The 12,052-nt window shown below is 39.0% G+C and carries 10 protein-coding genes; all 10 read right to left on the bottom strand.

Going from position 1 to position 12,052, the window contains the following annotated elements; translation table 11 throughout:
* Nucleotides 1-82 precede the first annotated feature (82 nt).
* A complete protein-coding gene (locus LG336_RS06990) occupies nt 83-1,045 on the bottom strand; it encodes an ABC transporter permease (protein ID WP_404331847.1) in 963 nt (320 codons plus the stop codon).
* Nucleotides 1,046-1,056: 11 nt separating this feature from the next.
* Nucleotides 1,057-2,040 (bottom strand): ABC transporter permease, encoded by a 984-nt coding sequence (locus tag LG336_RS06985; protein WP_404331846.1) that lies wholly within the window; start codon nt 2,038-2,040, stop codon nt 1,057-1,059.
* Between the two features lie 2 nt (nt 2,041-2,042).
* Entirely contained in the window at nt 2,043-3,599 is a 1,557-nt protein-coding gene (locus LG336_RS06980) for a sugar ABC transporter ATP-binding protein (protein ID WP_404331845.1), read from the bottom strand.
* A 16-nt stretch (nt 3,600-3,615) separates the two neighbouring features.
* Entirely contained in the window at nt 3,616-4,560 is a 945-nt protein-coding gene (gene rbsK / locus LG336_RS06975) for a ribokinase (protein ID WP_404331844.1), read from the bottom strand.
* Between the two features lie 24 nt (nt 4,561-4,584).
* Nucleotides 4,585-5,274: a ribulose-phosphate 3-epimerase gene (gene rpe / locus LG336_RS06970; RefSeq protein ID WP_404331843.1), complete on the bottom strand. Its 690-nt coding sequence runs from the start codon at nt 5,272-5,274 to the stop codon at nt 4,585-4,587.
* A 381-nt stretch (nt 5,275-5,655) separates the two neighbouring features.
* Nucleotides 5,656-6,459 carry a DeoR/GlpR family DNA-binding transcription regulator gene (locus tag LG336_RS06965; RefSeq protein WP_404331842.1) on the bottom strand — a complete coding sequence of 268 codons (804 nt, stop codon included), beginning with the start codon at nt 6,457-6,459 and terminating at the stop codon, nt 5,656-5,658.
* 285 nt (nt 6,460-6,744) lie between these two features.
* Complete coding sequence (locus LG336_RS06960) at nt 6,745-7,716, bottom strand: helix-turn-helix domain-containing protein (protein ID WP_404331841.1); 972 nt, start codon at nt 7,714-7,716, stop codon at nt 6,745-6,747.
* A 231-nt stretch (nt 7,717-7,947) separates the two neighbouring features.
* The gene (locus tag LG336_RS06955) at nt 7,948-10,017 is read right to left on the bottom strand and encodes a bifunctional aldolase/short-chain dehydrogenase (protein ID WP_404331839.1); all 2,070 of its coding nucleotides are present in this window, start codon (nt 10,015-10,017) and stop codon (nt 7,948-7,950) included.
* Nucleotides 10,018-10,212: 195 nt separating this feature from the next.
* Nucleotides 10,213-10,863 (bottom strand): deoxyribose-phosphate aldolase, encoded by a 651-nt coding sequence (gene deoC / locus LG336_RS06950; protein WP_404333111.1) that lies wholly within the window; start codon nt 10,861-10,863, stop codon nt 10,213-10,215.
* A 148-nt stretch (nt 10,864-11,011) separates the two neighbouring features.
* Nucleotides 11,012-12,052 (bottom strand): galactitol-1-phosphate 5-dehydrogenase, encoded by a 1,041-nt coding sequence (locus LG336_RS06945; protein WP_404331838.1) that lies wholly within the window; start codon nt 12,050-12,052, stop codon nt 11,012-11,014.

Raw genomic sequence — 12,052 nt, 5'->3', positions numbered from 1 at the left:
ACCACTGTAGATAATGCTTACAACCATTGGAATAAGGATTGCTTAAAGATGAGAAAATCCCAACGTTAGGCATGTCCTCTTATTAAGCAACTTTTGATGCCTTTGTTGTCTCTTTTTTCTGTTTGAACTTATCAGAGAAGAAATTCAATGTTAGAACCGAGATAAGGATGGCTCCAATAAAGACATCAACAATCGCCCTGTGTACACCTAGTAAGTTCAGACCATTTGACAGTGTCAAGAAAATAACCACCGCGTAAACGGTCCCCATTACTTTTCCATATCCTCCTTGAATCTTCGTTCCACCTAGTACAGCTGCCGCCACACTTTGGAGGAGATACGATGATCCAAGGTCAACTTTGACTGAATTGTAACGAGAAGTCATGATAATTGCCGAAATCGCAGCAAGTAACCCAGCGTATAGATAAACCTTCATGACAACACGATTGTTTCGAATTCCGGAGAATAAGGTTGCGACCTCATTGCTACCATACATATATACACTTCGCCCCCAGCCTGTTTTATTCAGTAAAACAGCTGTTACGATGACAAAGAAAGCGAAAATGAGGATGGACAATGGGAAAAGTCCCATATAGTATCCGTTTCCAATCAGCGAGTAGGTTTCACTAAAACCAGAGATTGATTGTCCTTTTGTAATCGCAAGGATGATACCTTCAAATAGAACCCATGTACCAATCGTCACAAGAATCGGAGATACCCCAATTTTCGAAACGATGAAACCATTAAATGCACCACAAGCTAGACCGAAAATAATTGCTACTAGGATGGCTAAGACAATGGGATATCCATTTATCAACATTAGTGCAGCGCCAACCCCAGATAATGCCGCGATATACGTAATCGAGAGGTCGATTCCTCCTGTAATAACAACAACCATCATCCCTAATGCAAATAATCCAAATTCAGGGAGCTGAAACATCAAGTTATTAATATTGTTAGATGATAAGAAACCCGGTGCTATTAAACTCATTAATAGAATCGTAGCAATTGCAATTAGTCCTAACACACTTTCCTTTGAAAGCTTCATACTTCTCCCCCCTATGCCTCTACTTCTATCTTGGCTAATTTCGCCTGTTGTCTTCTATAGCTAATCTGGTCGTACGATACCGCGATAACGATAATTGCTCCTGTTACAACCTTTTGCCAGAAAGTATCGATATGTGCCAAAATCATTCCGTTTTGCATGATAGCTAAGAGGAGAACGCCTAAAAGTGTACCTTGAATGGAACCTCGTCCACCCTGAATATTGGTTCCACCTAATACAACGGCTGCAATAACCATCATCTCAACACCTAATAATCCATTCGGATCAACAGCCTTCGTATAAGCTGTCTGCGCAATCGCTGCAACCCCAGCCAAAAAGCCCATATAAGCGAACACGAAGAGTTTTACTTTATCGAAGTCAATTCCAACACGAACAGCCGATTGAGATTTTCCTCCGATAGCTAACACTGATCGTCCAATCAAAGTATGTTTTAAAATAAACCAAGTTAGGATTGCAACAGCAGTTAGAAGATAAATTAAAATTGGTATTCCAAATAACTCAAAGTTTGCAAAGGTTAAAAACGGTTTAGGAAAGTTTGTACTATTTAAGTACTGACCATTCGTCAAATACAAGACTAAACCATTGATAATGTTTAACGTTCCCAATGTTACAACAATCGCTGGAATTTTAATCTTTGAAACTAGCATTCCATTAATTGCTCCAATGATAATCCCGATAACTGGAGCAATTAAGAATAAGATTAAAATCGAAATCCAGCTGTCTGGCAAGAACCCAAACAGGCTACCAATAATAACCGCTACTGCAGTTGTAGCAGCTGCTACCGAAACATCAATGTCTCCAGTGATGATGACCAATGTCATTCCGACGGCTAAAATAGCCATCACAACATTACCTTCAATAATATCTAAAAAGTTTTCGAAGGTTAAAAATACAGGACTCACAAATGACAAGACAATGCTGAGTAAAACGACGATGACGAATATACTGAATTCTTTTTGTTTTATGATGGATTTCATCTCTATACCCCCTGACTCATCTGGTTGGTTTCAGCTACAAAGCTTGGAGCCTTTCCACTGTCCTTACCTTGGAGTGCATAGTGCATAATATTTTCTTGTGTTGCTTCAGCAACATTTAGTTCCCCGGCAATTCGTCCATGACGCATTACAAGGATTCGATCGCTAACAGCCAATATTTCTGGAAGCTCGGAAGAAATCATGATGACCCCAATGCCTTCATTCGCTAGCTTACGCATGAGTTTATGAATTTCTGTTTTTGCCCCAATATCGATTCCGTTTGTCGGTTCATCAAAGATAATAACTTTAGGTTTCGTGGATAACCATTTCGCAATAACAATTTTTTGCTGATTTCCACCTGATAGATTACCAGCATCTAAATGAGGCAGTGCAGGGCGAATATCAAGTGTTTTTACATATTCCTCTGCAAGCTTCACTTCCTGTTTACGATCCGTTAGACGAAATTTATTTTTAAGTTTTGTGATAATCGGTAAGGAAATATTATTGATGACCGACTGCTCGAGTACTAATCCTTGTGTTTGCCTTGCCTCAGGTATATAGGCAACGCCTTCTTTTACAGCAGCCGCGGAATGACGGATGGAAAGCTGTTTACCATACAATTCAATACTTCCAGAATCCGGATTATTAACCCCGAAAATTGCTTGAGCAAGTTCAGTACGACCTGAACCAACTAGACCAGTAATCCCCAATACCTCGCCTTTTCTAAGCTCAAAGGAGATGTCCTTGAAATTTCCTTCCTTCGAAAGTTGGTTGACTTTAAAAATCGTTTCTCCAACCTCAACCGTCGCTTGGTTCTTTTCATAAGTAACATTTCGGCCAACCATTAATTGAATTAATTTCGGCTCCGTCATATCTTGTGCATCATAGCTACCAACAAATTTCCCATCACGCAATACTGTGAATCGATCCGAAACGGTAAACAATTCCTTTAATTTATGACTAATAAAGATAATGGAAATTCCTTGTTTTTTCAGCTTGTCGATAACGTTATATAACTTTTCCACTTCTCCAGCAGATAAAGAAGAAGTTGGTTCATCCATGACGATTAGCTTTGAATCGAAAGCCAGGGCTCTCGCAATTTCAACCATTTGCTGTTGAGCAATGCTTAATTGTTCAACTGGAGTACTAGGATCAATATCCATATCCAATTCTTTTAAAGCCTTGGTTGCGATTTTCTTAATTTGGTTCCAATTTACCTTTGTCCAAGGCTTTTTATGGCTATCGCGACCTATGTAGATGTTTTCTGCAACCGATAAGTTCGGGAACAAGCTCAAATCCTGATAAATGATGGATATCCCTTTCATCGTTGCATCCAATGGTTTAGAAATTTCCGCTTCCTTGCCTTCAAAGAAAAACTTTGCCCCTGGATCAGACGTATATACCCCAGCTAAGATCTTAATGAGTGTGGATTTACCAGCACCATTTTCACCGATTAGGGCGTGAACTTCGCCTTTTTTTATCTCTAACTCCACATTATCCAATGCTTTTACACCAGGAAACGTTTTACTTATGTTTTTCATTTGTAATAAATACTCGCTCAAAACGATCCCTCCTCTTTTATAACGCCGTCTCTAACAAGTAATGCTTAAGTCCTCTTTCTTCACAAAACGCTTTAACCTCACTTAGGGTCGGAACAGATTGAGCACCCAATTTCGTGACCTTTAGTGCCCCAACAATCGTGGCAAATTTCACTGCCGAAACCAAATCATGACCATCAATTACGCCACAAGCCAATGCCCCAGCAAACGAGTCTCCTGCACCAACTGTATCAACCGCTTCAACCTGAATCGATTCAATGTACTCCCACTGTCCACTTTGATAAACAACCGACCCTTTGTCAGCCATTTTGATGACAGAGTTTTTAACGCCCATTTTCTCAAAAGCTTTCGCCGCTTGTAGAGCACTGTCAATGTCGGTAACATCAATACCAGTTAAATGCTCTGTTTCTTGACGATTCGGGGTGATTAGATCGGCATAATCTAAAGCTTTTATGGTGATTCCTTCTGCAGGTGCTGGATCTAAAATGACAAACATTCCTTTTTCTTTTGCCAACTGCATCGCTCGGATAACTGATTCTTGAGGAACCTCCATTTGAACCAGCAACACCTCGCTGTCTTTTATTTCACTGAACGCGCTTTCAATATCATGAATTAATAAATCGTCGTTTGCCCCTTTTAATACCAACATCGTATTTTCAGCCGTTTGGTCAATCGTAATGATTGATGTTCCAGTCGCTAAAGAATTCGATTTTTTAATAAAAGTCGTGTCTACCTTGTTTTCTTGCAAACTAGTAATCAAGTTCTTTCCATAGATGTCGTTCCCGACTGAGCCAATTATACGAACAGACTTCCCTAACTTTGCAACAGCTGTTGCTTGATTCGCTCCTTTTCCCCCAGAAAAGTAATTAATTTTTTTCCCAAAGATGGTTTGTCCTCGTTCTGGATATCGGTCTGTCAATGCCACAACATCTAGGTTTATACTACCGACAACGGTTATGCTCATAGATTCTTCTCCTTCCGCTTTATATCAGGAGTTAATTTTGCTTTTTCCGGTTAATGAATTAAGAAAATCATGCAATTCTACTAAAGCTTGTTCTAACGACTTATCTTTTTTAAACAAGCTAGACGTTCCACATACCAACATGTCTGCACCTTTTTCCAATACTTTTGGTATCGTGTCATAGCTGATATTTCCATCCACTTGGATTTCGATATCCAGTCCTTTTTGTGTAATCAATTCTTTCAGTTGAGCAATCTTATCAAATGTAAGTGGAATAAACTTTTGGCCGGCAAAACCAGGATTAACAGTCATCAATACCACATAATCCACAGTGTCCCACACATAATCCAAAACATTAAGTGGAGTAGAAGGATTTAGAGCAACCCCCGCTTTTAAGCCTCTATTGCGAATCGATTGAAGTGTCCGCTGCAAATGAATGGTTGCTTCAGCGTGGACACTAATCATATCGGCACCAGCATCAGCAAACAAGTCTATATATCTTTCAGGTTCCTGAATCATCAAATGGACATCAAAAGGTGTTGCAGAGTAAGGACGCAACGTTTTGATCATATCCGGACCCATCGTAAAATTTGGGACAAAGCTCCCATCCATAACATCAAAATGATAGAAGTCAACTTTCCCGTTATCCAATCTATTGACTGAGTCTTTCAAATTCCCCATATCTGCACACATAAGGGACGGACCTATCTTTGCCATGTCATTCAACTCCTTGTGTAGTCATTCTGTTATTGTTAACGCTTTCTTTTAGTCTAAAAAATATATGAAAGGATGTTGCTAATTTTATAACTACTACCATAGCTGAAATTGCCTATATATTTTAGACTTGTTATAGTTTTTTGAATTTTATAACCTCATTATAGCAACGCATATTGTGGTTATCAACATATTTTTTGTGGTTTTCCCCAAAAAAGTAAATGTTTTTTTTAAAAAAACAACACAAAACCTGCCCTTTCCCTTGCTACATATGAGTTTACACAGATTAAGCGTTTTCAATAAATTTATAAATCAAAAGAATTAAAAAACAAAAAAAGGACAGCTATACAATTCGTACAGCTGTCCCTCATCTATCATTCAAGTTTATTCTTCGGCAACAAAAACCTTTATTCCCAACTGGTTTAATTCTCTTATTTTATCGATTGAAACTTTCTTATCCGTTACTAAATTATCAATATCTCCTAACCCACAAAGACGAACCAATGATTTTTCACCGAATTTACTATGATCAGCTAGAAGATATAATTTTTCTGATATAGCAAATATTTGTTTTTTTACAAGAGCTTGTGCTTCATGGATTTCACTGACACCACGAACAAAATCAACCCCCATGCAAGAGAAAAAGAATTTATCCACATGATAATCACGGATAACCCTCTCGGCAAAGTTCCCTACTAGGGACATTGATTCTCCCTTGGCATAACCACCGATAACAATTACCTGAATGTTTTCCTCTTGAATCAATCCCAAGGTAACAGGAATTGAATTAGTTATGACGGTAAATGCTTTACCTTTTAAGTATTTCGTCATTTGCAAGCCGGTCGTACTGGCATCAATCGCAATGATGTCTCCATCTTCAACGAATGAAGCAGCCTTTTTCGCAATCATTTCTTTTTCTTGAATGTTCGTTTCCTGCCTCTTGATAACCGGAATTTCCATCCCATCTTGAGGATCCTTCCGAACCGCTCCACCGTGGATGCGATCAACCAATCCGTCTACTTCTAATTTCTCGAGGTCTCTTCTAATGGTTTCCTCACTCACTTGATACTGCTTGCTTAGTTGAGAAACCCTAACAGACCCCTTTTTTTCAATCATATCCATAATACTCTGCTGGCGGTCATTTAAATATAAATAGGAGCCTCTACCAGAATTGCCTTCTTTATTCATTTGTCACACCCCCTATTATTTGGGCTTTTAAAGTAAGTAAGTAATTAATTAGTTTGCATCCCACATAAATATAACATAAAAACAACATATTTTGTTGGATTTTTTAGTTAATCGTATCATTATTGTGGTTTTAACGTGATTAAACATGCTTTTCCCAAAAATCCAAACAATTTTTGAAATAAAATTGAATGATCTCAAAGAAATCATTTCTTACTTTCTTTATCATACCGAATTCCATCTTATTAGAGCAATAAATTTTGTGAGTATTATCCCAAAATAAAGTTACTACCTTTTTGATTGGTCCCTTAGTTCTTTTGGTGTTTGACCATATTTCCCTTTGAAAATTTGATAAAAATAACTAATATTATCATAACCAATCTCTTCTGCAATCAAGGATGCAGGTAGATTGGTCCCTTCAAGCAATTCCTTCGCCTTTGCGAGACGGCGTTCTTGAAGCAGTTCTTTAAACGTGTGCCCAGTGGCCTTTTTAATCGTTTTGCTTAGCGCATAATGCGGCTGGTTTAACTTATTCGCTAATTCCGTTAAAGTGGCCGTCTTATATTGCGCTTCTATGTAAGTAAGGATTTCTACCACCAAGAAATGCTGCAAGGAAGCCTCCACATTCTTTTCGACCTTCTCCGAATTCTTGATGAGTTCAATAATAAATAAACCCATATACAATTTGATAATCGATTCCGATAAAGTTGAAGGGTTCATCATTTCGTCCAATATTTTTGCAATGATCCCTTGAAGAGATTCAACCTCTGCTACTTTAAAATAAAGAAATTGTCCGTTTTGTGTGTGATTGTATAAACTACTAACCAAAAAGTCACTCACGATATTTCCTGAACTCAAATAGGAAAAAATAAACTCAAAAAAGGCTGGCCTGATGATAAAATTGATGACAATATCTTCCCGGTTGCTTGCCTTTATTTCATGCTCAATATGCTGGTTCAATAGTAAGAGCTCACCTTTTTTTAGGGTAATCTCTTTCCCGCCGACCCTCTGCCTTAATTCCCCATTAAACACATAGTTTATCTCAATATAATCATGCTTATGTAAAGGAAAATCAACAAACCTTGTGTGCTTCCGAACCATAATCATTTTGTCTTTATTTAAAAATTTCTCGCTCTCTATAATAAAATGCGCCTTACTTGTGTACAGCTCTTTTGTGACCTTTTTTCTTTCTTCAATAATCTCTTTCTCTTCTTCAGTTAAAATCAAAAGTTGATCGAGAAGTTTATGATTCACTTCCATGCACACTTGTTCCTCCTGTGGATAGCCCTATCATAATTTATCATAACATTCCACAGAACGCCTTATCAAAAGCCTTATGTGTAGTTTTTCGAAATAACTAGATAATCTTGGCACTTGAACTTCTTCATAAACTCCTTTGCTCCAGTCAATGGTATAAAAAGCAACCATGTTTTTTCACACAACAAAAAAAGATGCCTCCTGCACTTAAGGAGCCATCTTTTCCCAGTTTTATTATCTGGTAAATGCTGCAGGTACCCCGCCGTCTACGGTTAACATGCATCCTGTTGTTCTATCTGATTTTGAAGATGCAAAGAAGGCAATCGCTTCAGCAATATTTTTCGGATAAATATTCACTTTTAGTGTCGTGCGCTGACGATAATGTTCTTCTAGTTGATCTGGCTCGATTCCGTACGCTGCCGCACGCTCATTACGCCAGTTTGAACCCCAAATCGCTGACCCTTGTAGAACTGCGTCTGGAAGTACAGAGTTGACGCGAATGCCAAACTCTCCACCTTCTGCTGCAATACATCTAGCTAAGTGAGTTTCTAAAGCTTTAACAGAACTGTAAGCTGCTGCGTTTTTACCTGCATAAACAGAATTCTTAGAACCGATAAACACCATGTTCCCACCAATACCCTGCTGCTTCATTTGTTTGAATGCTTCTCGCGCAACTAGGAAATACCCAGTTCCTAATACATTCATGTTTAGGTTCCACTCTTGAAGTGTTGTTTCATCTATTGGGCTTGATGTAGCAAGACCTGCATTGTTGACAATGATGTCCACTCCACCATAGGTTAACGCAGTTTGGTCAAACGCAGCTTGAACTTCCTCTTCTTTCGTCACATCCATTTTTACGGCAAGAGCGCGGCCTTCACCGTATTGCTCGTTAATCTCTGCCGCTACTTTTTCTGCACCTTCAAGATTCAAGTCAGCAATGACGACATGCGCGCCTTCAGAGACAAATTGGCGACATGTTTCGCTTCCGATTCCACCAGCTCCCCCAGTAACAAACGCAACTTTACGAGAGAATTCCGCTTCAGCTGGAGCTAAGCTTAATTTATATAATTCTAGTGGCCAATATTCGATATTATAAGATTCATTCTCGTTAAGAGATACAAAGTTTCCTAGTGCTGTTGAGCCCTTCATAACCGCAATTGCACGGTGGTAAAGCGCTTCGCTCACACCTGCATTTTTCGTATCTTTTCCTGTATTCACCATACCAAGTCCAGGAATCAAAATAACACGTGGAGCTGGTTCAAACATTTTGTCGCCTTCATTTTTATTCTTCTCAAAGTATGCTTTGTACTCTTCTTTGAACGTTTCGACTCCTGCCTTGATGCTTTCTTTCAAAGCTTCAACGTCCCTTGTTTGTGGATCCCAGTTGATATACAAAGGAACACGCTTTGTATGAACAAGGTGGTCTGGACAAGCAGCTCCAACTTGAGAAAGCTCTGCCGCATTCGCACTGTTTACGAATTCTAGTACATCTTCTCCGCGGTCATAGGTTAGAATCATTTTCTTTTCATCACTTACTGCTCCACGAATAACTGGTAGTACTTTTGCTAAAATCGCTTTCGCTTCGTCATCCGAAAGAGATTGATATTTTTGTCCGCCAAATACAGCGTCAGCTTTAATTTTGCTATTGATGTATGCTTCCGCTTCATTAATAACAGAAATCGTTTTGTTGTAGCTCTCTTCAGCTGTTTCTCCCCAGACAACTAACCCATGTTTCTCCATTAGTACTAGGTCTGCGTTTGGATTATTTTTTACCCCTTCAGCAATCATTTTTGAGAGGGTGAAACCAGGGCGTACATAAGGTACCCAAACAAACCGATCCCCGAAGATTTCTTCAGCGATTTGTCTACCGTTATCTGCACAGCAAATGCTGATGATGCTATCTGGATGTGTATGGTCAACATGTTTAAATGGCAAGAACGCATGTAAAAGTGTTTCAATCGATGCTCTTGGGTGCTTGCTGTCAATCATACAATGAGTAAGGTATGCAACCATGTCCTCATCAGACATTTCATCCCGTTCGATAAGTGGACGAATATCTTCTAAGTTTAACCCAGTAAAGTTATGCGCTTTCATTGTTGCTAAGTCTGAACCGCTTCCTTTTACCCACATTACCTCTATATCACGACCGCGAAAATCCTTCTCGATTGTCTTCATGGAAGTATTGCCGCCACCCCAGTTACATACGGCACGATCTGATCCAATTAAATTTGAACGATAAACTAGCTCTTCTACCCCTTTTTCTACCTGTGCTGCTTTATTAGAATCCCAGTAATTCTTTACCATCCGAATCCCCCCGTTTGTCTGTCTTGTTATCTTCCGTTTCATTATATTATACTTTTGTTTGTTTTTGAATATAAAAATAGTAAATTTGTTATTTTTTTGTTTATGCGTTATTTCCGTTAAAAAAAATACCGTAAACCTCTCATTTGGGTTTACGGTACTGAGTATTTTAAGAAAGGTAAACTGGATGATAGATAGTTAATAACTACCTTCTGCCTTATTGCCATTGATGATGTCAATACTGGCACTTGCGCCTATTCGAGTTGCACCTGCATGAACTAGACGACGGACGGTTTCGATATCGCGAATGCCTGCCGATGCTTTAACGCCCATTTCGGGTCCAACAGTCTTTCTCATTAATGCGATATCTTCCGGCGTTGCTTTTCCTGGGCCAAACCCTGTAGAGGTTTTTACAAAATTAGCTCCAGCTGACTTTGCTAAACTACATGCCTCTATCTTTTCTTCTTGTGTTAAAAAACCAGTTTCAATAATAACCTTTACGATTGCTCGATTTTTGCATGCTAGAACAACCTTTTCTATATCCTTTTTGACTATATCAACATCACCTGATTTTAACGCACCAATATTTAAAACCATATCAATTTCTGTTGCACCAGCTTCAATCGCTTCATGCGCTTCCGATACTTTGCTCGAAGTGGTCGTTGAACCAAGCGGAAACCCAACAACCGTCGTTATCCCGACATTGCTTCCTTGCAATTCGTTGAAAGCAGTGGCTACCCAGTATGGATTCACACATACAGTAGCAAACTTATATTCTTTTGCTTCCTTACATAGCTGCATGATTTGATTTCTTGTTGCATCTGGCTTTAACAATGTATGATCAATCATGCCAGCAATTTGCGCTGAAGATTGAGTTTGGATGCTAGCTTCCTGAGTATCTCCCTCAAGGACGTTTGCTTGTTTTCTCGCTTCCTCTTTCGACATTAGTTTCAATTCCTCCTTCACTCGCATCGTCAAGAATAGTACCTCTTTCCATTTACTCTTCTCTCTCTGGGAGGATTAAGATTTTATTAAAAACAATTTCTTTGTTCTTGATTTTCTCAAACACATTAGGTGTTTCTGACAATTTATATCGATGGGAAACGATGGAATGGGTATTGATTCTTCCCTCTGCCATTAATTGAATCGAATAGGTCCATTCTTTACCTGGAAATGGATTCGAAAAGGAGTTCCATGAACCATTTAGATGAATTTCATTCCTCATTAAGCGGTTCACTGCATTCGCTGAAAGAGTTAACTCTCGGTTGGAAATTCCCAAATAAACGACCCTTGCTACCTTACCGGCTATTAAGACCGCTTGATTTTGCGCGATTGGCGATCCTGACGTTTCTAGCACCATATCAATTTGAAGATTTGAAAGTACTTCTTCAGGCTTTTCTTGCATTGAATTAATGATGACATCTGCACCCAACTCTTTAGCAATTTCTAATTTTTCATCAAAAATATCAATCGCAATCACCTTGTCGGCTCCCATTTCTCTAGCAAATTGCACGGCAAATAGTCCAATTGCACCTAAGCCGATGACAACAGCTGTATCTCCTGCTGCTAGATTTCCTCTCCACAAACCGTGTACTGCATTAGCAGCAGGGTCGACCATTGCCCCGGCTTCATAGGAAATGTTATCAGGTAATTTTAGTAGATTTTGATGGTTCACTTTAATATAATGAGCCATCGCTCCATCTGTTCTTGAACCATAATAATTGTAGGAAGCACATAATGAGAACCTTCCTTCCTTACAAGAGTTGCATTCTCTACATGGGACTAACGGGGCTACAGTTACTCGATCCCCAATTTTCCAATCCTTTATATCCGTCCCACACTCTACTATTTCCCCTGAGAATTCATGACCAAGTGTCAAGCCTTCATAATATGCCCCTTTAACCAATGCCCGCGGAATATCTGACCCACAAATCCCGACAGCCTTTACCTTTAACAAGACTTCATCTTCTTTAATCGTTGGAATTTCGACTTCTTCCACTTTAAGATTACCAGGTTCATATAATTTAACGGCCTTCAT

Source organism: Mesobacillus maritimus, from assembly GCF_044803185.1.
Lineage (GTDB): Bacteria > Bacillota > Bacilli > Bacillales > Cytobacillaceae > Mesobacillus_B > Mesobacillus_B maritimus_B.
Note: the sequence above shows the minus strand (reverse complement) of the source record. Positions and strands in the feature narration are given on the sequence as shown.

What these genes read in the sequence shown, in the direction of transcription:
- LG336_RS06990 (WP_404331847.1), bottom strand. Translation starts at nt 1,045, where the DNA reads ATGAAGCTTTCAAAGGAAAGTGTGTTAGGACTAATTGCAATTGCTACG.
- LG336_RS06985 (WP_404331846.1), bottom strand. Translation starts at nt 2,040, where the DNA reads ATGAAATCCATCATAAAACAAAAAGAATTCAGTATATTCGTCATCGTC.
- rbsK (WP_404331844.1), bottom strand. Translation starts at nt 4,560, where the DNA reads ATGAGCATAACCGTTGTCGGTAGTATAAACCTAGATGTTGTGGCATTG.
- rpe (WP_404331843.1), bottom strand. Translation starts at nt 5,274, where the DNA reads ATGGCAAAGATAGGTCCGTCCCTTATGTGTGCAGATATGGGGAATTTG.
- LG336_RS06965 (WP_404331842.1), bottom strand. Translation starts at nt 6,459, where the DNA reads ATGAATAAAGAAGGCAATTCTGGTAGAGGCTCCTATTTATATTTAAAT.
- LG336_RS06960 (WP_404331841.1), bottom strand. Translation starts at nt 7,716, where the DNA reads ATGGAAGTGAATCATAAACTTCTCGATCAACTTTTGATTTTAACTGAA.
- LG336_RS06955 (WP_404331839.1), bottom strand. Translation starts at nt 10,017, where the DNA reads ATGGTAAAGAATTACTGGGATTCTAATAAAGCAGCACAGGTAGAAAAA.
- deoC (WP_404333111.1), bottom strand. Translation starts at nt 10,863, where the DNA reads ATGATTGATCATACATTGTTAAAGCCAGATGCAACAAGAAATCAAATC.
- LG336_RS06945 (WP_404331838.1), bottom strand. Translation starts at nt 12,052, where the DNA reads ATGAAGGCCGTTAAATTATATGAACCTGGTAATCTTAAAGTGGAAGAA.